21 protein-coding genes are annotated in these 25,674 nt (G+C 75.1%); 9 read left to right on the top strand and 12 right to left on the bottom strand.

What is annotated here, in order from left to right:
* The first annotated feature begins 1 nt into the window (after window position 1).
* Complete coding sequence (locus QCD66_RS09340; RefSeq protein WP_364221547.1) at window positions 2-1,300, top strand: DUF58 domain-containing protein; 1,299 nt, start codon at window positions 2-4, stop codon at window positions 1,298-1,300.
* 43 nt (window positions 1,301-1,343) lie between these two features.
* Window positions 1,344-3,821 carry a DUF3488 and DUF4129 domain-containing transglutaminase family protein gene (locus QCD66_RS09335; RefSeq protein ID WP_375736135.1) on the top strand — a complete coding sequence of 826 codons (2,478 nt, stop codon included), beginning with the start codon at window positions 1,344-1,346 and terminating at the stop codon, window positions 3,819-3,821.
* 272 nt (window positions 3,822-4,093) lie between these two features.
* On the opposite strand, the gene QCD66_RS09330 is transcribed toward QCD66_RS09335, so the two are convergent.
* The 10 genes from QCD66_RS09330 to QCD66_RS09285 all read right to left on the bottom strand — a co-directional run bounded on the left by QCD66_RS09330 (window position 4,094) and on the right by QCD66_RS09285 (window position 16,670).
* A complete protein-coding gene (locus QCD66_RS09330) occupies window positions 4,094-4,477 on the bottom strand; it encodes a DUF3040 domain-containing protein (protein WP_357537550.1) in 384 nt (127 codons plus the stop codon).
* A gap of 79 nt (window positions 4,478-4,556) precedes the next feature.
* Window positions 4,557-5,864, bottom strand: a complete 1,308-nt coding sequence (locus tag QCD66_RS09325; protein WP_375736136.1) for a DNA polymerase IV — start codon at window positions 5,862-5,864, stop codon at window positions 4,557-4,559.
* 177 nt (window positions 5,865-6,041) lie between these two features.
* Window positions 6,042-7,286, bottom strand: coding sequence for an alkaline phosphatase family protein (locus QCD66_RS09320; protein WP_375736137.1), 1,245 nt, complete (start codon window positions 7,284-7,286; stop codon window positions 6,042-6,044).
* 14 nt (window positions 7,287-7,300) lie between these two features.
* Entirely contained in the window at window positions 7,301-8,071 is a 771-nt protein-coding gene (locus tag QCD66_RS09315) for a methyltransferase domain-containing protein (protein WP_375736138.1), read from the bottom strand.
* A 135-nt stretch (window positions 8,072-8,206) separates the two neighbouring features.
* Window positions 8,207-11,548: an error-prone DNA polymerase gene (locus tag QCD66_RS09310; protein WP_375736139.1), complete on the bottom strand. Its 3,342-nt coding sequence runs from the start codon at window positions 11,546-11,548 to the stop codon at window positions 8,207-8,209.
* 9 nt (window positions 11,549-11,557) lie between these two features.
* Complete coding sequence (locus QCD66_RS09305) at window positions 11,558-13,315, bottom strand: DNA polymerase Y family protein (protein WP_407567239.1); 1,758 nt, start codon at window positions 13,313-13,315, stop codon at window positions 11,558-11,560.
* A gap of 161 nt (window positions 13,316-13,476) precedes the next feature.
* Window positions 13,477-14,154 (bottom strand): hypothetical protein, encoded by a 678-nt coding sequence (locus QCD66_RS09300; RefSeq protein WP_375735453.1) that lies wholly within the window; start codon window positions 14,152-14,154, stop codon window positions 13,477-13,479.
* A gap of 49 nt (window positions 14,155-14,203) precedes the next feature.
* Complete coding sequence (locus QCD66_RS09295) at window positions 14,204-14,659, bottom strand: SAV_6107 family HEPN domain-containing protein (protein WP_375735454.1); 456 nt, start codon at window positions 14,657-14,659, stop codon at window positions 14,204-14,206.
* Between the two features lie 584 nt (window positions 14,660-15,243).
* Entirely contained in the window at window positions 15,244-16,227 is a 984-nt protein-coding gene (locus tag QCD66_RS09290) for an asparaginase (protein WP_375735455.1), read from the bottom strand.
* Window positions 16,228-16,298: 71 nt separating this feature from the next.
* Window positions 16,299-16,670 carry a VOC family protein gene (locus QCD66_RS09285; RefSeq protein ID WP_375735456.1) on the bottom strand — a complete coding sequence of 124 codons (372 nt, stop codon included), beginning with the start codon at window positions 16,668-16,670 and terminating at the stop codon, window positions 16,299-16,301.
* A gap of 161 nt (window positions 16,671-16,831) precedes the next feature.
* Here QCD66_RS09285 and QCD66_RS09280 point away from each other — a divergent pair, with 161 nt between their 5' ends.
* The 6 genes from QCD66_RS09280 to QCD66_RS09255 all read left to right on the top strand — a co-directional run bounded on the left by QCD66_RS09280 (window position 16,832) and on the right by QCD66_RS09255 (window position 22,520).
* Entirely contained in the window at window positions 16,832-17,320 is a 489-nt protein-coding gene (locus QCD66_RS09280; RefSeq protein WP_375735457.1) for a YbaK/EbsC family protein, read from the top strand.
* Window positions 17,321-17,470: 150 nt separating this feature from the next.
* Window positions 17,471-18,229: a monooxygenase gene (locus QCD66_RS09275; RefSeq protein WP_375735458.1), complete on the top strand. Its 759-nt coding sequence runs from the start codon at window positions 17,471-17,473 to the stop codon at window positions 18,227-18,229.
* A gap of 9 nt (window positions 18,230-18,238) precedes the next feature.
* Complete coding sequence (locus tag QCD66_RS09270) at window positions 18,239-18,793, top strand: GNAT family N-acetyltransferase (protein WP_364221407.1); 555 nt, start codon at window positions 18,239-18,241, stop codon at window positions 18,791-18,793.
* On the top strand, window positions 18,790-19,584 hold the full coding sequence (locus tag QCD66_RS09265) for a carotenoid biosynthesis protein (RefSeq protein WP_375735459.1): 795 nt from the start codon (window positions 18,790-18,792) through the stop codon (window positions 19,582-19,584). The genes QCD66_RS09270 and QCD66_RS09265 overlap by 4 nt, the downstream gene beginning before the upstream one ends.
* A complete protein-coding gene (locus QCD66_RS09260) occupies window positions 19,581-20,711 on the top strand; it encodes a glycosyltransferase family 2 protein (RefSeq protein WP_364221401.1) in 1,131 nt (376 codons plus the stop codon). Before QCD66_RS09265 ends, QCD66_RS09260 begins: the two co-directional genes overlap by 4 nt.
* A gap of 252 nt (window positions 20,712-20,963) precedes the next feature.
* On the top strand, window positions 20,964-22,520 hold the full coding sequence (locus tag QCD66_RS09255) for a phytoene desaturase family protein (protein ID WP_375735460.1): 1,557 nt from the start codon (window positions 20,964-20,966) through the stop codon (window positions 22,518-22,520).
* A 157-nt stretch (window positions 22,521-22,677) separates the two neighbouring features.
* On the opposite strand, the gene QCD66_RS09250 is transcribed toward QCD66_RS09255, so the two are convergent.
* Both QCD66_RS09250 and metF read right to left on the bottom strand, forming a co-directional pair.
* Window positions 22,678-23,364, bottom strand: a complete 687-nt coding sequence (locus QCD66_RS09250) for a CDP-alcohol phosphatidyltransferase family protein (protein WP_357537575.1) — start codon at window positions 23,362-23,364, stop codon at window positions 22,678-22,680.
* 47 nt (window positions 23,365-23,411) lie between these two features.
* Window positions 23,412-24,329: a methylenetetrahydrofolate reductase [NAD(P)H] gene (metF, locus tag QCD66_RS09245; protein ID WP_375735461.1), complete on the bottom strand. Its 918-nt coding sequence runs from the start codon at window positions 24,327-24,329 to the stop codon at window positions 23,412-23,414.
* Window positions 24,330-24,657: 328 nt separating this feature from the next.
* Between metF and QCD66_RS09240 the strand changes: the two genes are divergently transcribed.
* On the top strand, window positions 24,658-25,638 hold the full coding sequence (locus QCD66_RS09240; protein ID WP_375735474.1) for a polyprenyl synthetase family protein: 981 nt from the start codon (window positions 24,658-24,660) through the stop codon (window positions 25,636-25,638).
* Window positions 25,639-25,674 lie beyond the last annotated feature (36 nt).

The following is a 25,674-nucleotide window of genomic DNA, read 5'->3' as shown; positions in this document are numbered from 1 at the left end:
CGTGCGGGAGGCGCTGCGTGGCATGACCACCCGCGGCCGCTCGTTCCTGGCCGCCGCGGCGGCCGCCGCGCTGTCCGCGCTGATCCTCGGTGAGAAGGACCTGCTGCGGGTCGCGGTGCTGCTCGCCATACTGCCGCTGCTGGCCGCCGCGTACGTCGGCCGCAGCCGCTACAAGCTGGCCTGCACCCGGTCGCTGGACCCGCAGCGGGCCACCGTCGGCTCGACGGCGCGGGTGGTGCTGCGGTTGCAGAACATGTCCCGGCTGCCCACCGGGACACTGCTGCTCGAGGACCGCCTCCCGTACGCCCTGGGCAGCCGCCCCCGGGTGGTGATCGAACGGCTCGGCGCCAACCAGGCGAGTTCGGTGGCCTACACGGTGCGTACCGACGTACGTGGCCGCTACGAGATCGGCCCGCTGGTGATCCGGCTGACCGACCCGTTCGGCCTGTGCGAACTGGTCCGCGCCTTCCCCAGCGTCGACCGGCTCACCGTCATCCCGCAGGTCGTCCCCCTGCCGTCGGTCCGGGTCGCCGGGGAGTACGCCGGCGCCGGGGAGAGCCGCGCCCGGTCCGTCGCCGTGCACGGCGAGGACGACACCGCGACCCGGGAGTACCGGCGCGGCGACGACCTGCGCCGGGTGCACTGGAAGTCGACCGCGCGGACCGGCGAGCTGATGGTCCGCCGCGAGGAGCAGCCCTGGGACAGCCGGGCGACGGTGGTGCTCGACACCCGGGCGTTCGCCCACCGGGGCGAGGGGCCGACGTCGAGTTTCGAGTGGGCGGTGTCGGCCACCGCGAGCGTCGCCGTGCACCTGCGCCAGGCCGGCTACAAACTGCGCCTGGTCAGCGACTCCGGCATCGACACCGACGCCGACCAGGCCGGTGGTGAGGGCATCCTGCTCGACCACCTGGCCGACGTGCAGCCGGCCCAGCGCGGCGACGTGTCGACGCTGGTCGAGCGGGTCCGGCAGCGCTCCGACGGCGGCCTGATCATCGCCGTGCTGGGCGCGCTGACCGTACCCGAGGCCGAACTTCTCGCCGGCCTGCGCACCAACGGCGCCACCTGCGTCGGATTCCTGATCGACACGTCCACCTGGCTCGACCTGCCGCCGGAGATCCGCGCCGACGCCGACCAGGCGCACGGGCAGGCCGCGCTCGCCCTGCTGCGCAGCGGCTGGCGGGTCATCGGCGCGACCCGCGAGGACCAGCTCCCCGCGCTGTGGCCACAGGTGGGACGCGGCTCGCAGGGCTTCGCCTGGCGGGCGACGATGGCCGAGACGGTCGCCGGAGGTATGCGATGAGCAGGCACGACGTACACCGCTCCGGGACCGGCGGGGGGCCGGCATGACCCGCGGCCGCTACCTCGGGTTCGTCGCCGCGGCGGCCACCCTGCTCGCCGCCGCCCCGCTGTCGGCGATCTTCGACACGATGACCTGGCTGCTCCAGTCCGTCGTCGCGGTCGCCCTGGTCACCGGTGCCGCCACGCTGGCCCGGTCGCTGCGGGCACCGGTGTGGGCGCAGGTCCCCGCCATGATGCTCGCCCTGCTGTTCGCGCTGACCTGGATCTTCCCCAGCGGCGACGAGGTGCTCGGCATCCTGCCCGGCCCGGCCACCTTCGGCCACTTCGGGGAGCTGATGTCGCAGTCGGCCGACGACGTGCGGTCGTACGGCGTACCCGTACCCGACGGCGACCCGCTGCTGTTCATCAGCGTGCTCGGGATCGGCGGCGTCGCCGTCGTCGTCGACCTGCTGACCGTCGGGCTGCGCCGGCCGGCGCTGGCCGGTCTGCCGATGCTGGCGATCTACTCGGTGCCGGTCGCGGTCTACTCCGACAGCGTGCCCGCGCTGCCGTTCGCCATCGGCGCGGTCGGCTTCCTGTGGCTGCTGGTCGCCGACAACGTCGACCGGGTACGCCGCTTCGGCCGGCGCTTCACCGGCGACGGCCGCGACGTCGACGTGTGGGAACCGTCGCCACTGGCCGCCGCCGGCCGCCGGCTCGCCGTCGTCGGTGTCGCCCTGGCGGTCCTGCTGCCGGTGGCCGTACCCGGCATGAGCTCCGGGCTGCTGACCAACTTCACCACCGACGGCGGCAGCGGCCCCGGCGGCAACGGGCGGCCCGGCCAGGGCACCGGACCGGGGCGGGTCAACCTGTTCGCCGCGCTGTCCGGCCAGCTCAACCAGTCCCGGGTCTACGACATGGTCAAGGTCACCACGACCGAGGACGACCCGTTCTACCTGCGCTTCGGGGCGGCCGACGAGATCCGCCGGGACGGTTTCGGCGTACGGACGCCGCGCGGCACCCCGGTCACCCGGTCGCTGCCCGACCCGCGCGAGGCGGCCCGGCCCGGCGTCAGCCGGGAGACCCACCGGGCCGAGGTCGAGATCACCGACGACTTCGTGATGCCGTTCCTGCCGGTCTACGGCGAGCCGGTCGGCACCCGCGAACTCGACGCCAACTGGCTCTACGACCCCGATCTCCAGGTCGTCTACTCCAACCGCCAGCAGTCCAGGGGCAAGAAGTACTCCTTCGAGTACGTCCGTAGCCGTTTCAGCCCGATCGCGCTGCGGGCGGCCACCCCGCTCCCGGCGGAGGACGAGACCCGGCAGCGGCTGACCCAGGTGCCGGCCGTACCCGAGGTGCAGACCCTCGTCGACGGGCTGATCGCCGACCGGTCGAACGACTACGACCGGGTCCGGGCGATCTACGACTACTTCTCCCGCGACAACGGGTTCAGCTACAACCTGCGCACCGAGGGCGACACCAGCGGCGAGGACATCGTCAACTTCCTGGACAACAAGGTCGGCTACTGCCAGCAGTACTCGGCGGCGATGGCCTGGATGGTCCGGGCCGCCGGCATCCCGGCGCGGGTCGCGTTCGGGTTCACCAACGGCAGCAACCGCACCGGCGGCACGTACACGCTGACCAACCTCAACCTGCACGCCTGGACCGAGGTCTACTTCGGTGGCATCGGCTGGGTGCCGTTCGACCCCACCCCGGCGTCCAGCGTCGCCGGGTCGGCCCGGTCGGCCTGGGCGCCCGACACCGACGCCCCCGACCCGGTGACCCCGTCGGCCGCCCCCACCGGTTCCGCCGGCCCGAACACCCCGCTCGACCCGGGCGACGAGAACCTGTCCGGCGGCGGTCTCGGCGACAACTACACCGACGATCCGACCGGTGCCACGCCGGAGACCGCGCCGACGTGGCCGTGGTGGACCGCCGCGGGCGTGGCGCTGGTGATCGTGTTGCTCGCGCTGCCCGGCTGGCGCCGTGGTCAGGTACGCCGGCGCCGCCACGCGGCGACGGTGGCGGCCGCCCGGGCGGCCACCCCGGACGACACGGCCGCACCGGGGGTGGCCCGGGTGGTGGTCACCGGCGCCGAGGCGCAGCGAGCCAGGGCAGACGCGCACGCCGCCTGGGACGAGCTGATCGACACGCTGGTCGACTACCGGGTGCCGGTCGACCCGACCGAGACGCCCCGGGCCACCGCCGACCGGCTGGTGAAGGCCGACCTGTCGAAGCCGGCGGCGGCGGACGGCGTACGCCTGCTCGGGCGGGCCGAGGAGCGGGCGCGGTACGCCCGCGAGCCACTGCCGGGCGTACCGCTGACCGAGGCGCTGCGCTCGGTACGGCGGGCGCTGGCGGAGGGCGCCGACCGGCGTACCCGGCTGCTCGCCGCGACGCTGCCGCCCTCGGTGCTGCTGCGCTGGCGCGGCGCGATCATGGATGCTTCGGGCCGGCTCGTGGCGACGACCGGACGCTGGCGGGACGCCGTGACCCGCTGGAGCCCCCGTCGCCTCCTGGCCGCCCGCACCTCCCGCTAACACCAAGATCCGCGTGATCAGGGATTGAATCGGGCGTGTCGTCGGCGCGCCGGGATACCAACTCCCTGATCACGCGGATCTTGCCGGGCGGCGGGCGCGGCGAAGCCGGCCGGGCAGGACGGGGTGTCCGGATCAGGCTGAGGGTACGAGCGCTCCCGCGCCGGGTGGCACGCAGCGGCCACCGGCCATCAAGATCGGCCTGATCAGGGAGTTGGTACCCGGACGCGCCGAAGACACGCCCGAACTAGTCCCTGATCACGCGGATCTTGGAGTCAGCGGTTGCCTTCCGGCCGCTGACGCCACCGATCCTCCAGGCGGTCGATGAACGACGACCGCCTGGCACGGGTGCGCCGGCTCGTGGTGCCTCCGACGACATGCAGGTCCGGCGACTGCGCCCGCCGACGCGAATGGATCGCGTAGGCGGCCCCACCGAGCATGACGACGAATCCCGCCACGCCGAGCAGTGGAACCTTGCTCACCGTGCCGTAGACAACCAGTGCTAGGCCGGCGATGACCACGACGGCCGCGACGAGCAGCCGACGCCGCGAGTGCAAACGCGGGTCGCTGGCGCGCACAGCCGAGGCGAATTTGGGGTCCTCGGCAAGCGACCGCTCGATCTGCTCGAACAGCCGCTGCTCGTGCTCCGAGAGCGGCACGGCACTCCTCCCGGTCGCGTTGGTCGGTCCGGTCGAACCGACAGACCGTGGCAGCCAAGCCGGCTGCTTTCCTGCAAGTCTACGAGGGCGTTCGACGCTCGGAAAGCGGGACGACCTTCCGCCGGCCCGGATTTTCCGTCCGTCGCAGATCATTATCACCGAGAAGGCTCGCCGGACGCACCACCGACCGGCCGAAACGTGCTGCCGCCGCGTCCGCCGCGGCCTCCGCCTCACGCCAGCCACGCTCCGGCGCACCCAGTGTGAGCTGCTGCGGAGTCGACCCGGCGGCAGCGAGCCCCTCGACCCGTACGCCGACGAGACGGATCGAACTCCCCGGGGCCAGCGACTCGTAGAGTGCCCACGCGGTGTCGAAGACGTCACGTGCCACATCCGTCGCCCCGGGCAACGTGCGTGACCGGTTCACGGTCCGGAAGTCGGCGAGCCGGACCTTGATTGTCACGGTGCGCCCGACCTGTCCGGACCGTCGCAGCCGTACGCCGACCTTCTCGGAGAGCGCGAGCATCGCCCGCCGGATCACCTGTGGGTCGTCGACGTCGGTGTCGAAGGTGACCTCGGCGCCGATGGACTTGTCGACGTGCTCCGGGGTGACCCGCCGCGGATCCCGGCCCCACGACAGTTCGTGCAGGTGGGCGGCTGCGGCCTCACCCAGCGCGCCGCGCAGTGTCGCGAGCGGGACGTTGGCGATGTCGCGCACGGTGGTCAGCCCCAGCCGGTGCAGCGTCTGCGCCGACCGCTCCCCCACCCCCCACAGCGCGGCGACCGGCAACGGGTGCAGGAAGTCGAGCACCAGGGCTTCGGGCACCACGATCAGCCCGTCGGGCTTGGCCTGGGTGGAGCCCAGTTTGGCGACGAACTTGGTCGGCGCGACCCCGACCGAGCAGGTCAGCCCTTCCTGCTCGTGGACCCGTTCGCGGATCAGCCGGGCGATCTCCGCCGGCCGGCCGAGCAGTCGCCGGGCGCCCGCCACGTCGAGGAACGCCTCGTCCATCGACAGCGGCTCGACCAGCGGGGTGACCCCACGGAAGATCTCCATCACCGCCCGGGAGGCGGCCGTGTACTGCGTGAAGTCGGGCGGCAGGAACACCGCGCCGGGGCACAGTGCCCGGGCCCGGGCGGTGGGCATCGCGCTGCGCACACCGTAGGCGCGCGCTTCGTAGCTGGCCGAACTGACCACGCCACGGTTGCCGGTGCCACCGACGACGACCGGCCGGCCGCGCAGCTCGGGCCGCCGGCGGATCTCGACGGCGGCGAAGAAGGCGTCCATGTCGACGTGCAGGATCGGGCATCCGCTGTCGTCGGCTTCCGGCCCGAAGCGCGGATCGCCTCCCGGCCCCCCGGCCCGTGGAATTGCCTGGCTACGCCCCACCCCAGCAGGCTAACCACCGGGTACGACACCACACCGCCCCCACGCCCTACGGGGCGCGATCGAGCCGGCCGGAGGGGCGCCGATCAAGGAGAAGTCGTCCCCTTTCCCGCCCGAATTGCCGTACACATCCCCTTGATCACGCAAAAGCCCGACGCGCAAAAGCCGGGCGCGGGAACCTCAGGGGCGGATGGTCAGGAGTGGGATGAGCATCTCGGCGGCGGTGTAGGAGCCGTGGTAGCCGACCAGCCGCGCCTCGATCGGATGGTCGGTGCGGGTGGCGACCACCGCGTAGTTCTCGTGGCAGGCCACCACCACGTCACCGACCCGCGCCAGATGCCGCTCCGGCACCGGGCCGAACCAGCCCGCCGCCACCGCCTCGTCGCGGGTGGCGACCCACGCCGCCCGGCCCAGCACGCCCCGCCAGGCGGCCACCACGTCGTCGGTCGCACCCGGCTCGACATGCAGGTAGCGCACCCGCGGCTCGCCGGCGACCAGCCGCAGCCCGGCCCGCAGGCGCGGGTCGGTGTCGAGGTCGAAGCGCCGGTCGACCGGCACGTTGAGCTGGCCGTGGTCGGCGGTCACCAGCAGCGCGGCATCGGACGGCAGCCCGTCGGCCAGGTGGGCGACCAGACGGTCGACGTCGGCCGCCGCCAGCCGCCAGGCGGGCGAGTCGACGCCGGTGAGGTGCCCCACCTTGTCGAGATCGGGGTGGTAGCCGTAGACCAGGCCACGGCCGTCGGCGGCCCGCAGCGCGGCCAGCATCTCGGCGGCGAGCGCGTCCGGGTCGGCGGCGCCGACATGGCGACCGCCCCGGTTGGCGGCCAGGGTCAGCCCGCTACCGGCGTACTCGGGGCGGCTGATCACGGTCACCGCGACCCCGTCGGCCTCGGCCCGTTCAAGCTGGGTGGAGACCGGCTGCCAGTGCAGCGGCGACGGCTCCTCGCGCCAGTCGATGTGGGTCAGCACCCGGTCGGTGCCGGGCACGTTGACCCGGAAGCCGAGCACGCCGTGCCGGCCGGGGGCCGTGCCGGTGCCCAACGAAACCAGACTCGTCGGGGTGGTCGACGGGAATCCGCTGGTCAGCGGGCGCCCGTACCGCCCGGTGAGGTCGGCCAGCGCCGGCGCGTGCGGCGCCGCGACCGGAAGCAGGTGCCAGCCGAGCCCGTCGACGAGCAGGACGGCGATCCGGCGTACGCCGTCGAGCCGGCCGACCAGGCCGAGCGGGTCGGCGGCGCCGGGCACCCCGAGCACCGCGAGGCTGCTCGGCAGCACGTCGGCGAGGCTCCCGCCGCCGTAGCGGGGCATCACCCGGTCGAAGACGTCCTGTCCCGGCGCGGCTGGTTTCGGTACGCCCTGAGCCGGTACGACCGGCACGGCGACCTCGGCCGTACCCTGCTCCGGCACGACCGGAACGGCGGCCACCTCGCTACGGTCGCTCACGGGACCGGGCGGCGGGCGAAGAGGTGCAGTTGGGCGGCGACGTCCCGATACGGCGGCAGCGCCGCGGCCGCCAACTCCAGGTCGATCAGCGCCTGCGGGGCGCCGTCGGCGACCGCGGCCGGGATCAGGTCGGCGAGGACCCGTACGCCGTGGGTCTCCTCGACCGTCAGCCCGGCGGCCGCCAGCAGCGCGGTGGCGCCCGCCGCGTCGTAGCGGCGGCGCAGCGTGTCCCGCGGCCCGGCGGTGCCGTGCTCGTCGGCGAGCAGCGCGGCGGCGACGTCGAGGTGCCCGTTCGTGGCCCGGCTGAGCACGGCGGCGGCCCGCCCGGCGACCAGCACGCTCGCGGCCCCGCCCGGACGGAGCGCCGACGCGACGGCGGCCACGACGGACGCCGGGTCGTCGACGACCTCGAGTACGGAGTGGCAGAGCACCAGGTCGGCGCTGGCCGGCTCGATGAGCCCGACGAGCGCGTCGCCGTCGCCCTGCACGGCGCGTACCCGGTCGGCGACGCCGGCCTCGGCGGCCCGGCGGGTCAGCGCGGCGAGCGCGTCGGGGCTGGCGTCGACGACGGTGACCCGGTGGCCGGCCTCGGCGAGCGGTACGGCGAAGCCGCCGGTGCCGCCGCCGACGTCGACGACGGTGAGCTGGCGGTCGCCCCGGCGGTCGAGTTCGCGGCGCAGGACGGCCCAGACCACGGCGGTGCGGGGGGTGACGAGGGGGCCGGCCGACGGCACCGGGGATCCCGGCCGGTTATGTGTGCGCTCCACCCGGACGAGCCTAGGCCATGCCCCACGTGCAAGCCCGGCGCGAGCGCCGGCAGGCGCCCCACGTGCAGGCCCGGCGCGAGCGCCGGCAGGCGCCCCACGGACAAGCCCGGCGCGAACCACCCGGGCGCCGGGGAGTCAGCGGAAATCCCGGGACGCCGGGGTGACCGGGGTGGTGATCGGGTCGAGCCGGTCGGCGACGAGGTTGGTCACGCCCTCGGTCTTCTCCAGCCGGCCCCGCACGACCAGCGCCGTGCTGGTGCGGGCCACCCGGCGGTAGCGCTGCCACAGCCCGGGCGAGCAGGTGACGTTGAGCATGCCGGTCTCGTCTTCGAGGTTGACGAACGTGACCCCGCCGGCGGTCGCCGGCCGCTGCCGGTGGGTGACGATGCCGCCGACCCGGACCCGGCGGCCGGCCTCGACCGACGCCAGGGCGGCGATCGGCACCGCGTCCAGTTCGTCCAGCCGGGGGCGGATGAACCGGGCCGGGTGGGTTTCCGGGGACAGCCCGGTCGCCCAGACGTCGGCGACCAGCCGGTCGACGTCCTCCATGCCGGGCAGGGTGGGCGCGGTCGCGCCGGAGACGGTGCCGGGCAGCCGGTCCGGCCGGTCCTGGGCGGCGGCGCCGGCCGCCCACAGCGCCGCCCGCCGGTCCAGGCCGAAGCAGGCGAAGGCGTCGGCGGTCGCCAGGGCCTCCAGCTGCGCGGCCGTCAGGCCGACCCGCCGGGCCAGGTCGGACATGTCCTGGTACGGCCCGTCGGCGGCCCGGGCCAGCTCGATCTTCTCGGCGAGGTCGGCGCCGATGGTGCGTACGCCGGACAGCCCGAGTCGGACCGCCGGGCCGCCCAGCCCCCACCGGTGCGGCGGCTCCCCCGGCGCACTGCCCCACCGGGTGTCCGGTGTGGACTCCAGCCGGGCCTTGGCGGCGCTGGCGTTGATGTCCGGCCGGCGTACCTCGACACCGTGCCGGCGGGCGTCGTCGACCAGGGTCTGCGGCGAGTAGAAGCCCATCGGCTGGGCGTTGAGCAGTGCGGCGAGGAACGGTGCCGGGTGGTAGCGCTTGAGCCAGGCGCTGGCGTAGACCAGGTAGGCGAAGCTCATCGCGTGGCTCTCCGGAAAGCCGAAGCTGGCGAACGACGACAGCTTGAGGAAGATGTCGTCGGCGACGTCGCCGGTGATGCCGCGCTCGGCCATCCCGGCGTACAACCGGTCCTTGATCCGGGCCATCCGCTCCTCGGAGCGTTTCGAGCCCATCGCCCGGCGCAGCTGGTCGGCGCCGGCGGCGTCGAAGCCGGCGACGTCGATCGCGAGCTGCATCAACTGCTCCTGGAACAGGGGTACGCCGAGTGTCTTCTCCAGCGCGTTGTTCATCAGCGGGTGCGGCACGGTCGGCGGCTCCAGCCCGTTCTTGCGCCGGATGTACGGGTGCACCGAGCCGCCCTGGATCGGGCCGGGCCGGATCAGCGCCACCTCGACGACCAGGTCGTAGAACCGGCGGGGCTTGAGCCGGGGCAGGGTGGCCATCTGGGCGCGGCTCTCCACCTGGAACACCCCGACCGAGTCGGCCCGGCACAGCATGTCGTAGACCTCGGGGTCGTCCAGCGGCATGTCGCTCAGGTCCAGTTTGGACTCGATCATGTCGTGGGCGTAGTGCAGGGCGGAGAGCATGCCGAGCCCGAGCAGGTCGAACTTGACCAGGTCGACGGTGGCGCAGTCGTCCTTGTCCCACTGCAGGACGCTGCGGCCGGGCATCCGCCCCCACTCGACCGGGCAGACCTCGATGATCGGCCGGTCGCAGATCACCATGCCGCCGGAGTGGATGCCGAGGTGCCGGGGGAAGGTCTGCAACTCGTTGGCGTACTCGATGACCTGCTCGGGGATGCCGTCGACGTCGACGGCGGCGACCGACCCCCACCGGTCGATCTGCTTGCTCCAGGCGTCCTGCTGGCCGGGCGGGAAGCCGAACGCCCTGGCGACGTCGCGCACCGCCGACCGTGGCCGGTACGAGATCACGTTGGCGACCTGGGCGGCGTGCTCCCGGCCGTACCGCTCGTAGACGTGCTGGATCACCTCCTCCCGGCGGTCGGACTCGATGTCGACGTCGATGTCGGGCGGGCCGTCGCGTTCCGGGGCGAGGAACCGTTCGAAGAGCAGCCCCCAGCGGACCGCGTCGACGTTGGTGACCCGCAGCGCGTAGCAGACCGCCGAGTTCGCCGCCGAACCGCGCCCCTGGCAGTAGATGTCGTTCTCCCGGCAGAACGTGACGATGTCGTGCACCACCAGGAAGTAGCCGGGGAAGTCCAACTCCTCGATGATCCGCAGCTCGTGGTCGATCTGGTCGTACGCCCGCCGGTTCGACTCCGGCGGGCCGTACCGGTCGAGCGCGCCCGCCATGGTCAGGTGACGCAGCCAGCTCATCTCGGTGTGCCCGGCCGGCACCGGGTGGTCGGGCAGCCGGGGCGCGACCAGGTGCAGGTCGAATGCGAGGTCGGCACCGAACTCGGCGGCCCGGGCGACCGCACCGGGGTACGCCGCGAACCGGGCCGCCATCTCGGCGCCGCCGCGCAGGTGGGCGGTGGCGGCGGCGGGCAGCCAGCCGTCGATCTCGTCCAGGCTGCGCCGGGCCCGTACGGCGGCGAGCGTGGTCGCCAGCCGGCGCCGGGCCGGGGTCGCGTAGTGCACGTTGTTGGTGGCGACGGTCGGCAGCCCGGCGCGGGCGGCGAGCCCGGCGAGCGCGTCGTTGCGGTCGCCGTCGGTCGGGTCGCCGTGGTCGGTCAGCTCCACGGCGACGTTGTCGGCGCCGAACAGCGCGGTCAGCCGGTCGAGTTCGCGGGCGGCGGCCCCGACCCCGGCGGTGAGCAGCGCCGCCGGCACCGGACCCTTGCGGCAGCCGGTGAGCACGAGTACGTGGTCGCGCAGCTCGGCGGCGATCTCCTCCAGCTCGCCGTAGTCGGGTTTGCCCTTCTCGCCGCCGCGCAGGTGGGCGCGGGAGATGGTCCGGGCCAGCCGGGCGTAGCCCTCCGGCCCGTGGGCGAGGGCGAGCAGGTGCCGGCCGAGCGGGTCGGGTTCGCCGTTCTGCGGCCCCGGCAGCCCGAGCGACAGTTCGGCGCCGAAGATGGTCGGCAGCCGCAGCTCGCGGGCCGCCTCGGCGAACCGGACCACGCCGTAGAACCCGTCGTGGTCGGTGACGGCGAGCGCGGTCAGCCCGAGCCGGGCCGCCTCCTCGGCCAGTTCCTCGGGATGGCTGGCGCCGTCGAGGAAGCTGAAGTTGGTGTGGCAGTGCAGTTCGGCGTACGGCACCGTGGCCGCCGGCGGGTCCAGCGCCGGCGGCGCCGCGTACGGCTGCCGGCTGCGGGTCCAGGCCGGGGAGTCGCCGCCGTCGCCGTCGACGGCGAGCGGGTCGACCACGTACGGCCGCGGCCGGCCGGACAGCGCCCGTTCCAGTTCGGACCACGGCATCGCCGGGTTGTGGAAGCTCATGGCCGCCGCTCAGTCATAGACCGCCTCCACCGACCACCGGCCGCCGGAGAGCGCGAGCAGCAGCCCGCCGCCGTCGGCGAGGAGCACCTGGAAGCGGGCCCGGCGGCGGGCCTCGGCCGGTGCCCACCAGCGTTCGTCGACCGGCCACGGCCCGGCCCATCCGACGATCCCGACCGGTGTTCCGTTGCCGACGGTGACCCGGGCCGGCGGGGCGCTGACCGCCAGCCGGGCGCTGACGGTGACCGGTTCGCCGGCCGCGTCGTGGACGGTGGCGGGCAGCGGCTCGGGCAGCACGACCGCCGGATGCGGGGCCGGCAGGCTGCCCGGCCACGGCGGCACCGGCCCGGCCGCCGCCCGGGACCGGCCGGCGGCCCGTCGGCCGCCGCCCGATCGCCCGCCCACCGGATCGGGCTGGGCCGCCGGAAAGGCCGGCGCGCTCCCGGCCGATACGCCCCCGGCCGCCGGGGCGGCTGACACACTCCCGGCCGGCCCGTCCTCGGCCGGCGTGGCGGCGGGCAGCGCCGGCAGGCCCGGCGCCGCCGCCGGGTTGCCGGGGCGGGCCGGCACCCGCTCGTCGCCCCACGGCACCAGCCGTACCTGGTCATGGGGTGACCGGCCACCGCCGGGCACCGGGGTGACCACCGACTCCGGGCCGAGAATGCCCTGCACCCGGCTCAGCGCCCGGTGTGCCCGGTCGCGTCCGGCGCCGGTCTCCCCCCACAGGCCGGGTTGCAGGCCGACGTGGGCGAGCACGCCGTCGGGAACCAGCCGCAGCCGGAGGATCCCCGCGGTCGGCCGGGACGCGGTGGCACCGGCCGCGCCGGGCCGCCGGCCGGCGGCGGTCAGCCAGCCCTCGAGCTGCCAGCGGACCCGGTCGCTGATCGCCGCCGCGGTCAGCAGCCCGTCGTGCCGCCAGACCCGGTGCAGTTCCTGGCCGTGCGCGGTGACCGCCTCGACGACCAGCCGGGTGCAGGCCAGACCGTGCCCGGCGAGGGTGTCGTGCAACCGTTCGGCGAGCGACCGGGCGGCGAACGCGGCCACGTCGACCCGTTCCAGCGGTTCGTCGTACGTCTCGGTCACCGCCAGGTCGGGCGGCGGCCGGCGGGCGGCGAGCGGGCGGTGGTCGCGGCCGGCGGCGAGCCGGTGGGCGAGGATCCCGTCGAACCCGAACCGGGCCAGGACGTCCGCGGCGGGCAGGGCCGCGAAGTCACCGAGGGTACGCACCCCGAGCCGGCGCAGCAGGTCGGCCAGGGGTGGCCGGCCGAGGGCCTCGACGGGCAGGCCGGCGAGGAAGCGCGGGGTGTCGCCGGGCGGAACGACCTGCCCGGTCCGGGCGGCGAGGCCGGCACCGAACACCCCGTCGGCGATCCCGACCTGGCTCTCCACGGCGCACGCCTGCGCGACGTGTTCGACGATGCGTTCGGCGGCCGGCTCCTCGCCGCCGAAGTAGCGGGCCGGGCCGCGGGCGGCGAGGGCGCACGCGCCCGGCCGGATCACCTCGACCCCGACGGCGACCTCTTCGACGGCGGCGAGGACCGGCTCGAAGGCGCGGGCGTCGCGGCCCGGATCGTGGTCGACGACGGTCAGTCCGGGGCAGCGGCTCTGGGCCTCGCGCCGGCGCAGCCCGCGCCGGATCCCGTCGGCGCGGGCCGCCTCGGAGCAGGCGACGACCCGGCCGGCGTGCAGGACCGCGACCGGGGTCGACGCCGGGGTGCCGTCGACGATCTCGGCGGCGATGACCGGCCAGTCAGGGCACCAGACGAACATGGTCCGCACCGGTACGCCCACCGCTCTCCCACCCCCGCGACGCCGTGCCGGTCGTCTCGACCAGCAACCCACAGATTAGAACACACGTTCTAGAACTGCGGGATGACCTGGGAGAAGACGGCCTTCTCGACGCCCATCGGCCCCGATCGTCTGCGGGCTCGTCAGCCCGCCTGCGCGTGCCGCCCGCCCACGGGCAGCCGGACCGGCTCCGCCACCTCCTGGACGACCCGGACCCGCCCGACCTCGTCCGGAAGCCACAGGACCAGTTCGGCATGCGGGCGGTGGGACGCGGCCATGGCCAGTCGACGGCTACGCAGCCGGCCCCGCCCCTGCCCCAGGCCGAACCACTCCTGGCGGCGTACCGACACCCGCAGATCGCTGCCCTCCCAGGCCGACCCCAGCGTGAACAGCGTGCAGCGGTGTTGGCGCGCCTTCGCCGCCAGCCGCCGCGCCAGCGCGCCGGGCACCTGCACCGCCGGGTCGACCAGCACCGCGTCCGCGCCCGTCACCAGGGCCCCGACCGCCTCGGCCCAGGCCGCACCGGGGTGGGGAACCAGTGCCAGGGTCTCCAGCCGGATGCCCAACTCCTGGGCGGCCAGGTGACCGAACGACGGAAGGCCGATCACACCGCACCAGCCGCCCGCCGCCGACACTCCGGCCAGCATCATCATCGCCAGCGACGTCCGGCCGTCCCCACCGTCGATGGCGACCACCGCGCCACGCCTCAGCCGCCCGCCGAGCAGTGGCTGCATCGGCGCCGGCAACGGCAGGCGGTCGTCGACCGCCAGCCCCGGATCGGTCTGTCCGACCAGCGCCCGTAGGCGCGCGAGGTCAGCCATCTGTGCTCTCTGGTGAGGTCGTGCGGGTTCGGCTTGTCGGTGCGGGCGCTCAGGCCGCCAGGTCGCCGGGCAGGCCGTCGATGGCCGGCTGGTGGGCCACGCCGAGCGTCGCCTCGACGATGCCGACGAACTGCTCGGCGGCCCGCAGCAGGTCGTCGGCCTCACGGGCGGTCACCACCCGGGGGATGCCGGCCTCGGCGGCGGCGCGCTTGGTGGCGCCGGTGGCGAAGAAGGTGGCCCATTCCCCCATCTCGGGGGCGACCAGCACGAGCAGGGCCCAGACGCTGGTGATCCGGTTGCGGCGGGTGGGTGCCGGGCGGGCCCGGGCGGCGAGCATCGCCGCGGCGGCGCGCAGGGCGGCCAGGTGGGCGGCGGCGTAGCGCAGGCCGTCGGGGCGGGTGCGGGCCGCCTCGGCCAGCCCCTGGCGGGCGATCGTGAGCAGCTGGGTCGGGGTGCGGTGCGGCAGCACGTGGGCCGGCACCAGAGGTGCCGAGTTGGTCGCCATGGCTCTCTCCTCCGCGTCGCGATTCCGTACGCCGCCGGCCGCCGACGCCGGTCGGCCGGTCCGCGGCGGTGCATCGACCGGCCGGGCGCGAAGCTTCCCCACACCACACCCGGCCGGTCGTGCCGGCGGGCCCGTTGTCCGCCGCCCGGGGGTCGGGGGCGGCGGACAACGGTCCTGCCTTTGGCGGGCCAGGTCTCGCGAAGACCCTGGTCCTCTGTGCGGTCGCGCGTCACCGCACATCCGGAAGTCGCGCCGCGAATCGCTCCTCCCGGGCAGTCAGAACCGTCCCCGAAGCGTCCCCCGTCGGGCTCGACCCGGAGGCTCGGCCGGGCCGACCCAATCAAGAGGGTCGAATCGAACACGCGTTCTAACTACTGAAGACTGTACACCTCCCCTGCGACAAAAACGCAAGGCCAACCGCGACAACCTCCCCGGTCCGGGGAAACGGCGGGGCCGCCCGGAGGCGGCCGGAGCCGCGGCCGGCCGGGCCGCGGCAAGACGGCCGGGCCGCGACGGTGCGGGGCGGCCGGGACGGGCGGAGCGGGCACCGGCCCCGCTACGTGACGCGCGGGAACCGCTGACGGCTACGGTTCGAGGCGGGCGAACCAGTCGCGGGCGGCCCGCACCCCGCCGGTCGGGCCGAGGGCGACCATCAGGGCGCTGCGCGCCTTGCCGGGGGCCAGCCCACGCGCGCCGATCGCGCCCACCCGGCCGGCGAGTTGCGCGCCGAGGGACAGCTCGTCGAGGTCGACACCCCGGGTACGGCACCGGGACGCGACGACCACCGGGATGTCCCACTCGACCAGGTCGGCGACGGTGCCGAGCAGGCCGGCCGGGATATTGGACAGGCCGGTGCCCTCCAGTACGACGCCACGGGCGCCGGCGTCCACCACCGCGGCGAGCAGCACCGGGTCCATGCCGGGGTACGTCTTGATCAGGGCGACGTCGGACTCCGGCTCGCCGGCGGGCGCGGGTGGCCGCGGCGGCCGGGCGGCCAGCATCTCGACCCGGCCGTCGACGACCCGGCCCAGCGCCGGGAACGGCGCGGAACTGAACGCCGCCACGCCGGTGGCGTCCACCTTGGTGACCCAGCGGGCGGCGTGCAGCTCGTCGTCGAGGCAGGCGACGACGCCGACGCCGGGCAGGGCCGGGTCGGCGGCGGCGGTGATCGCCGAGGCCAGGTTGCGCGGGCCGTCGGCGGACAGGTCGTCGAAGTGCCGCATCGCACCGGTCAGGACGATCCCGCCGCGCAGCGCCGCCTCCCCGGCGAGCAGGTCGGTGAGGAAGGCGGTGTCCTCCAGGGTGTCGGTGCCGTGGGTGATCACGACGCCGGCGTACCCGTCGTCGAGGATGGCGGCGCGGGCCCGGCGGGCCAGCGCCAGCATCGTCGCCGGGGTCATGTCCCAGCTCGGCTCGGACAGCACGTCCTCGACGGTCACCTCGGCGGTGAGCAGTCGGTCGGGAACGGTCCGGAGCAGGCCGGCGCCGTCGGCGACGGCCTCGTGGCCCGGCCGGCGCGAGTAGGCCATGGTGTCCTTCGTGGCCAGCAGCAGCACCCGTCCGCCCACGTACGCCCCCTCGCCGATCCGACGCCAGGATCCTAACCCCAACATGCCCCTACTAGGGTTACAGGATCGGTTCACTCCTTCAGCCAGAGGCAGAACGGGTGCCCGGCCGGGTCGAGGCAGACCCGGACGTCGTCCTGGGGCTGGAACCCGGCGACGGTCGCGCCGAGCGAAACCGCGTGCGCCACGGCGGCCTCAAGGTCGTCCACCATGATCTCCAGGTGCATCGTCATCCGTTGGTCGCCCGGGCCGGCCGGCCACTTCGGCGGTACGTGCCCCGTCTCCCGCTGGAACGACAGGGTCCGACCGCCGTCCGGGGCCCGCAGCCAGACGTCGTCCTCCTCCACACGCCCGATCCCCCAGCCGAGCAGTTGGCCGTAGAACTCCGCGAGCGCGTACGGGTCCGGGGCGCCGATGTTGACCCCGGTGAGCGTCAGTCGCGCCATGTCCGCACCTCCTGCCGATCGTCGTCAGCCGTCAGATCTACCTGGCAGGTGTGACATCGCGACCAGGCGACGGGACGGGGCGGTGCCCCGCCGGGGGCGGCCCGGCGATCCGACGACCGCCCCGCACCCGGCGCCGGCGGGCGACCGAGCAAGATAGGGACATGCAGGCACACCCGAACGTCCAGGCGGTGCAGGACGCGCTGGACGACGCCGACGCCCGGGACGGCTCCGGCAACCGATGCGAGGTCCGGATGCTGCCGGACGCGGTCCACACCGCGGCCGCGGCGGCCGACGCGCTCGGCGTCGAGGTCGGCCAGATCGCCAACTCGCTGATCTTCGACGCCGACGGCGAACCGCTGCTGGTGCTGACCTCCGGCGCGCACCGGGTCGACACCGCCCGGGTCGCCGCCGACCTCGGGGTGACCGCGCTGCGGCGGGCCACCCCGGAGTTCGTACGCGCCCACACCGGCCAGCCGATCGGCGGCGTCGCCCCGCTCGGCCACCCCAAGCCGGTACGCACCCTCGTCGACAAGGCGCTGGCCGGGTACGGCGAGGTGTGGGCGGCCGGCGGCGTACCCCGGGCGGTCTTCCCGACGACGTACGACGAACTGGTCCGGATCACCGCCGGCACACCCGCCGAGGTGGCGTGACCGAGCGCAGCGAGGAAACCGGCAGGCTCAGCCCCACAGGTCACGGGGCTGCCGAGCGCAGCGAGGTGGCCACGTGACCGAGCGCAGCGAGGGAACCGGCCGGCTCAGCCCCGCAGGTCACGGGACTGCCGAGCGCAGCGAGGTGGGCACGTGACCGGGCGCGGGGACTTACCCGGGCTGGTCACGCTGCACGTGTGGCGGATTCCCCGGCGGGCGGTGCCGCGCGCGCTGGTCCGGATGGCGGTCGATCCGCGCCGGCTGCGGGCGCTGCCCGGAGTACGGTTCGGCAAGCTGCTCGGCACGGGCACCGGAACCGGGTTCGGGCCGACCGACGCCGACCCGACCCGCTGGGCCGCCGTCACCGTGTGGGACGACCCGGCGGCGGCGGACGGCTTCGACGAGAGCCCGGTCGCCCGGTCCTGGCGGCGGATCGCCGCCGCCGGCGTACGCGTCGACCTGCGGCCGGTCACCAGCCGGGGCGAGTGGTCCGGCGTACGGCCGTTCGGCGACCCGCCCGGCGGGGCGACCAGCGGGCCGGTGCTCGCCCTGACCCGGGCCCGGCTGCGGCCGTCCCGGGCACTGACGTTCTGGCGGGCGGTGCCGCCGGTGGCGCGGGCGCTGCACGCGGCGCCGGGGCTGGTCGCCCGCTTCGGCATCGGCGAGGCGCCGGTCGGCTGGCAGGGCACGGTCAGCGTGTGGCGCAGCGCAACGGATCTCGTCGAGTTCGCGTACCGTCACCCGGAGCACCGGGCGGCGATCACCCGCACCCCGGTCGAGCGGTGGTACGCCGAGGAACTGTTCGCCCGCTTCGAGGTGCGCGACGTCGTCGGCGACCGGTCGGTGCTCGGCTGGACCGGGCCGGATGCGGGCGGGGCGGGACCGGCGGAGGATGACCGTGGACGGCAGTGAGGAGCGGGCGTGAGGTTGGTGTCGTGGCAGCCGGACGATCTCGTACGGCGGCTGGACGATGTCGTGGCCGTCTACGGCGAGGCGATGGGCTACCGGGCCGAACTGCTGGAGGCCCGGCGCGGCTACATCGCCACCCACGTACGCCGGCCCGGGTTCCGGGCGGTCGCCACCCTGACCACCGACGGGCAGCTGGCCGGCTTCGGCTACGGCTACACGTCCGGCAGCGGCCAGTGGTGGCACGACCAGGTGCGCCGGGCACTGGCCGAACCCGAGCGGCGCCGGTGGCTGGTCGACTGCTTCGAGGTCGTCGAACTGCACGTACGGCCGGAGGCGCAGGGCCACGGCCTGGGTGCCCGGCAACTGCGGGCGCTGCTGACGATGGCGGCCGGGGCGACCACCCTGCTGTCCACACCGGAGGCCGACGAGCAGCGGTCCCGGGCATGGCGGCTCTACCGGCGGTTCGGGTTCGTCGACATCCTGCGAGACTTCCGCTTCCCCGGTGACGAGCGGGCGTTCGCCGTACTCGGTCGGGATCTGCCGCTGCCGTCGCCGCCACCCCGGTGACCAGGCTCCGGGCCGGGCTGCCCTGGCTGCTGCTCGGTGTGCTGGTGCTGGCGCAGATCGGCTACCCGCTGACCGACGGCACCGCCCGGGCCCGGCTGACGGTGGCCACCGTCGTGCTCGGCTACCTGCTGTCGGTCGGGCACGCGCTGCTGACCCGGGGGCCGCGTACGGCGGCGGCGCTGGTGCTGGTGGCGACCGGTGGCGGGCTGGCGGTCGAGGCGGTCGGGGTCGCCACCGGGGTGCCGTTCGGCTTCTACGACTACTCCGGCGAACTGGGGCCGAAGCTGCTCGGCGTACCGGTGATCATCCCGCTGGCCTGGACCTGGATGGCGTGGCCGGCGTGGCTGGCGGCGGTCCGGCTGGTCGGGCCCGGCCCCGGCCGGGTGGTGCTGGCCGCGCTCGGCCTGGCCACCTGGGACCTGTTCCTCGACCCGCAGATGGTCGCCGAGGGCTACTGGACGTGGCAGGACCCGACGCCGGCGCTGCCGGGGCTGCCCGGCATCCCGGTCGGCAACTACGTCGGCTGGCTGCTCGTCGGGCTGGCGATGATGACGGCACTGGCGACGGTCACCGTGCCGGCCGCCCGCGAGACACGGCCCGGCGACGGGCCGATGTACGCGCTCTACCTGTGGACGTACGGCTCCAGCGTGCTCGCCCACGCGGTCTTCCTCGACCTGCCCGCCTCGGCGGTGTGGGGGGCGGCGACGATGGCGGTGGTGGCCGTACCGCTGGCGGTGGTCCTGGCCCGCAGGGCCGCCCGTGACCGGCGCACCGGCCGGGTCGGCGCGTGACGGCACTGGCGGTCGTGCTGGCCGTGGCGGTCACCGGGCTGACCCTGCACACGCTGGTCAACGCCACCCGGTGGCTGCGCCGCCCGCCGGCCGCCCCGGCCCCCGTCGACGAGACGGTGGCCGTGCTGCTGCCGCTGCGTGACGAGGCGGCGCGGCTGGCGCCCTGCCTCACGTCCCTGCTCGCCCAGCGGGGCGTGGCCCGGCTCGAGATCGTCGTCCTCGACGACAACTCCACCGACGGCACCGCCGACGCGGTACGCGCCGTCGCCGGCACCGACCCCCGGGTCCGGCTGCTGACCGGGGCACCGCTGCCGGACGGCTGGCTCGGCAAGCCGTACGCCTGCCACCAGCTCGCCGGGCACGTCTCGCCCGAGGCAAACGTGCTGGTCTTCGTTGACGCCGACGTGGTGCTCGCCCCGCACGCCGTCGCCGCGTCCGTCGCCGCACTGCGGGACGCGTCGGCGGACCTGCTGACGCCGTACCCGAGGATCCTGGCCGGCTCGGCCGGCGAGCGGCTCGTGCAGCCGCTGCTGCAGTGGTCGTGGCTGACGTTCCTGCCGCTGCGGGCGATGGAACGCTCGCCGCGCCCGTCGCTGGCCGCCGCCGGCGGGCAGCTGCTGGTCGTCGACCGGGCCGGCTACGACCGGGCCGGCGGCCACGCGGCGGTCCGCGACCGGGTGCTGGAGGACATCGAACTGGGCCGGGCGGTGAAACGCTCGGGCGGTCGGATCGCGCTCGCCGACGGGTCGGCGCTGGCCACCTGCCGGATGTACACCTCGTGGCGCGAACTGGCCGCCGGCTACACCAAGAGCATGTGGGCGTCGTTCGGTTCGCCGGCCGGCGCCGCCGCCGTCGTGGTCACGCTCCTCGCCCTGTACGCCGTACCGCCGGTCCTCGGCCTGGCGGCCGCTGCCAGCGGCCGGTACGGCGTGGCCCTGGCCTGCGCGGCGGCCTGGCTGGCCGGGGTCGCCGGCCGGGTGGTGACGGCCCGGGCGACGGGCGGGCGGGCGTTCCCGGACGCGTTGGCGCACCCGGTGTCGGTCGTGCTGTTCGGGTGGCTGATCCTGCGGTCGTACGATCTGCGCAGGCGGCGGCAGCTGTCGTGGCGCGGCCGGCCGGTGAGCTGAGGCCGGTCCGGCCGTCGTCCCCTCTCCCGCGCGGGCGGCCGGCGATCTAGAACATTTATCGCGGTCGGGGCGACGACAAACGTTCCAGATCGCGAAGGTGGCAGCGGCACGGTGGTGCTGCCGGTCGTCCGGTGCCCGGGGTGGCCGACCGCCCGGTCGTACGATGCGCAGGGGTGACGCGGCCGGCCCGGCTCCCGTACCGGCGGCCCGAACCGGGTCGGGCCAGCCTCGTCGGATGGGAGGACGGACGGCGTGGCACGGGTCGTGGTGGTGGGTGCCGGGGTCGGTGGGCTGGCGGCGGCGGCCCGGCTGGCGGCTACCGGGCACCGGGTGACCGTCGTCGAGCGGTCCGGGGCGGTCGGCGGCAAGCTCGGCCGCTACACCCGGATGACGCCGGAAGGCACGTTCCACTTCGATACCGGCCCGAGCCTGCTGACGCTGCCGCAGGTCTTCGCCGACCTGTCCGCCGCCACGGGCGGTCCGGCCGCCGCGACGACCGCCGGCACCACCCGGACGGCCGACGCCACCGGCGGGGCGGCGTCGGTCGGGGCCGGGCTCGACTTCGGCGGGCTGCTCGATCCGGTGCCGCTGGACCCGATCGTCCGGCACCGGTTCGCCGACGGCACCGTACTCGACTCGTGCGCCGATCCGGACGCCTTCGCCGGCCGGATCGGGGCGGCCCTCGGCCCGGCCGCCGCCGACGACTGGCGGCGGTTGTGGCGGCGCGCCGGCCGGGTCTGGGACGCGTCGTGGCGGGACATCCTGCGCCGCCGCGTCGACTCGCCGCTCGCCCTGGCACCGCTGGCCTGGCGGCTGCGCGACCTCGCCGCCATCGCCCCCGGCACCACGCTGCGCGGGCTCGGCCGCCGGCACCTGCGCGACCCCCGGCTGCGGATGCTGCTCGACCGCTACGCCACCTACACCGGCGCCGACCCGCGCCGGGCGCCGGCGGCGCTGGTCGCGGTGCCGTACGCCGAACTCGCCTTCGGCGGCTGGTACCTGCGCGGCGGCCTCGGCACGCTCGCCGACGCGCTGCTGTCCCGCTGCCTCGACCTCGGTGTGGAAATCCACACCGGACAGACCGTGACCGGGATCGACGCCGCCGGCGGCCGGGTGCACCGGGTACGGCTGGCCGGCGCCGCCCCGCTGCCGGCCGACGTGGTGGTCGCCAACGTCGACGCGCAGACCGTCTACCGCGACCTGCTGCCGAACCCGCGCCGGCTGGCCGGGCTCGCCGACCGCAGCCTGGCCGGCTTCGTGCTGCTGCTCGGCGTACGCGGCGACTCCGGGCTGGCCCACCACAACGTGTTCTTCCCCGCCGACTACGACGCCGAGTTCGACGCGGTCTTCGGCGATCCGGGGCGGGGTGTGCCGGCCCGGCCGGCCGCCGACCCGACCGTCTTCGTCACCGTCGCCGCCGACCCGGCGGTCCGTCCGGACGGCCACGAGGCGTGGTTCGTGCTGGTCAACGCGCCCCGACAGGCCCGCACACTGTCCGGAGTGGACTGGCGCCGGCCGGGGCTGGCGGAGGCGTACGCCGACCGGGTCCTCGACGTCCTGGCCGCGCGCGGCGTCGACGTCCGCGACCGGTTGCTGTTCCGGGAGGTACGCACCCCGGCCGACCTGGCCGGCGCCACCGCCGCCCCGGGCGGGGCGATCTACGGTACGGCCGGCGGCCTGCTCCGGCCGGCGAACCGTGGCCCGGTGGACGGCCTGTTCCTGGTCGGCGGGTCGGCGCATCCGGGCGGCGGCCTGCCAATGGTCACGCTGTCGGCCCAGATCGTCGCCGGAGAAATCGGCCCCGCGTGAGGAACTCGCCGGCCCGGTCCGTGTCCCGTCCGTGCCCGGTCCCGCCTCGTTGATCAAGGACAAGTCGTGGGGTGTGTCGCGGCGTGTCGCCCACGACAACTCCTTGATCAACGAACGCAGCGGGCGCGGCGGGCGCGGACGCGGGGCGGGACGGGGGCTACGCGTTGCCCAGGGCGCGGCGGACGGCGCCCAGCAACTGGAGCAGGCCGCCGAGGGCGATCACGCCCCACACGACCGTGGCCAGGGTCATCGTGCCGGCGGCGAGGTCCGGGTCGACGTACCCGATGCCACCGGCCACCAGCAGGCCGACGATCGCGACCGAGACCCGGCTCGGCCGCTCGCCGATGGTCACCACGCCGATCTCCTTCATGCCGACGCCGACCGCCCGCGCCCGGACGTACTCGTGCAGCCAGGACAGCCCGCCGGCGGCGGCGACCACCGGCCCGGGTGCGCCGACCAGCCAGAACGCGACCAGCCAGGCGGCTTCGCCGAGCCGGTCGGCGAACGAGTCGTAGACGTATCCCATCCGGGTGACCCGGCCGGTGACGACCGCGACGGCGCCGTCGGCGCTGTCGGCGATGGCGCCGAGCAGCACGAAGCCGGCGGCGATCAGTGGCCCTTCGACGCCGCGTGGGGCGAAGACGGGTACGCCGACGGACAGCAGCACACCGACGAAGGTGACGGCGGTGGGCCGGATCCGGATCCGGCCGAGGATCCGGCCCAGCCGGTAGGCGAGGCGCAGCCAGCCGCGCACCACGGTGGAGGCGTCACGGGGGTCGAACCCGCCGTGCAGCCTGGCCCAGGTGCGGGCGTAGTCGTCCCAGTTCAGCAGCGCGATGCCCACCTCAACTCAACCGTCGTACGGCGGGTCAGGTGGCGCTGCCGGGCGTGTCACACCCGTACGCCGGCCCGCAGGTGCTGCCACAGGTCGCGGGTGGCGGTCGAGCGGTTGAGGGTGATGAAGTGGATGCCGGGCACGCCCTCGTCGACGAGTCGTTGGCACATCTCGCCGGCGAGTTCGATGCCGAGTTTGCGGACGGCGACCGGGTCGTCGGCGATGCGTTCGAAGCGGGCCGCGAGCGCCCTGGGGAACGGGGCGCCGGAGAGTTTCTCGGAGCGTTCGATGGTGCCCATCCGGGTCACCGGCATCACCCCGGCGACGATCGGGGTGTCGCAGCCGGTGGCGGCGACCCGGTCGCGCAGCCGCAGGTAGTCGTCGGCGTCGAAGAACATCTGGGTGATGGCGAAGTCGGCGCCGGCCCGGCATTTGCGGACGAACTGCGCGGTGTCGCTCTCGATGTCCGGCGACCGGGGGTGCTTGTACGGGAAGGCGGCGACGCCGACGCTGAAGTCGCCGGATTCGCGGACCAGCCGGACCAGCTCCTCGGCGTAGAGGACCCCCTCCGGATGCTGGACCCACTCGCCGGTCGGGTCGCCGGGCGGGTCGCCGCGCACGAGCAGCATGTTGCGGATGCCGGCGGCGGCGAGCCGGCCGACGATGTTGCGCAGCTCGGCGACCGAGTGGTTGACCGCGGTCAGGTGGGCCATCGGCAGCAGGGTGGTGTCGGTGGCGATCCGCTCGGTCACCGCGATGGTGGTGTCGCGGGTCGAGCCGCCGGCCCCGTAGGTGATCGAGACGAACGACGGCAGCAGCGGCTCCAGCTCGCGGATCGACCGCCACAGCAACTGCTCGCCCTCGGCGTCCTTAGGCGGGAAGAACTCGAACGAGTAGGTCGGCCCGGGCGCGCGGATCAGGTCCCCGATCGACGGCTGCGAGGCGGGAAGCACAGAGGGAAGGCCGAGCGACACTCCGCGATCGTACCGGCTCCCCCTCGCCCCTCCCGCCCCGTTTCCGCGATCTTGCAATTATCACCCGACAAAGCCGACAAAGAGGGGGAGACAAGCGCAAGATCGCGGAGAGGGTGTGGGTGGCGGCAGCGCGACCGACGGCGGCGGCTAGCGTCATGGCGTGACCGACGTCGACTCCGTATCCCCGGCCGACCGCACCGGCCCACCGCCGGTCGAGGCCGTCCCGCCCGCGGTCGGGGCCGCCGGCGCGCCGCCGGTCGACCGGGCCGACCTGCGCCGCCGGATCGACCGGGCGCTCGCCGGCTTCCTGGCCGCCCGGCGGGCCTGGATGAACGACGTCGACCCGGCGCTGCACCCGGTCGCCGACGCGCTCGACGCCTTCCTGCTCCGGGGCAAGCGGCTGCGGCCCGCGTTCGGCTACTGGGGCTACCGTGGCGCCGGTGCCCCGGACTCCGACGAGATCGTCGCCGCGCTCGCGGCGCTCGAGCTGGTGCAGGCCAGCGCGCTGATCCACGACGACCTGATGGACCGCTCCGACACCCGGCGCGGCGAGCCGGCCGTGCACCGCCGGTTCGCCGGCCTGCACCGGGCCGCCGGCTGGCAGGGCAACCCCGACGGGTACGGCGACTCCGCCGCCATCCTGCTCGGCGACCTGTGCCTGGTCTGGTCCGACGAGCTGATGCACCGCAGCGGGCTGGCCCCCGAGGTGGTGGCGCGGGCCCGGCCGGACTTCGACGAGATGCGCACCGAGGTCACCGTCGGGCAGTACCTCGACGTACTCACCCAGGTCACCGGGGACACGTCGGTCGAGCGGGCCGGCAAGGTCGCCCGCTACAAGTCGGCGAAGTACACCGTCGAGCGGCCGCTGCTGATCGGGGCGGCGCTGGCCGGGGCACCGGCGGCGCTACGGGCGACGTACTCGGCGTACGGGCTGCCGCTGGGCGAGGCGTTCCAGCTGCGTGACGACGTACTCGGGGTCTTCGGCGACCCGTCGGTGACCGGCAAGCCGGCCGGTGACGACCTGCGAGAGGGCAAGCGCACCTACCTGGTGGCGGCCGCCTACGAGGCGACCGGCGACGCCGGGCGGGCCGAGCTGGCCGGGCGGCTCGGCGACCCGGACCTCGACGCCGACGGGATCGAACGGCTGCGCGCGGTCATCGTCGACAGCGGCGCGCTGGACCGCACCGAGCGGCGGATCGCCGAACTGACCGACACCGCGCTCGCCGCCCTGGCCGGCGGCGACATCGAGCCGACGGCCGCCCGGACCCTGGTCGACCTGGCGGTCGCCGCCACCCGCCGCACCGGCTGACACTCAGCCCCCTCCCCCGCGATCTTGCACTTGTCG

The sequence above is a fragment of the Polymorphospora sp. A560 genome (genome assembly GCF_045781765.1).
Classification (GTDB): Bacteria; Actinomycetota; Actinomycetes; order Mycobacteriales; family Micromonosporaceae; genus Polymorphospora; species Polymorphospora lycopeni.
This window is presented reverse-complemented; position numbering and strand designations above follow the sequence as displayed.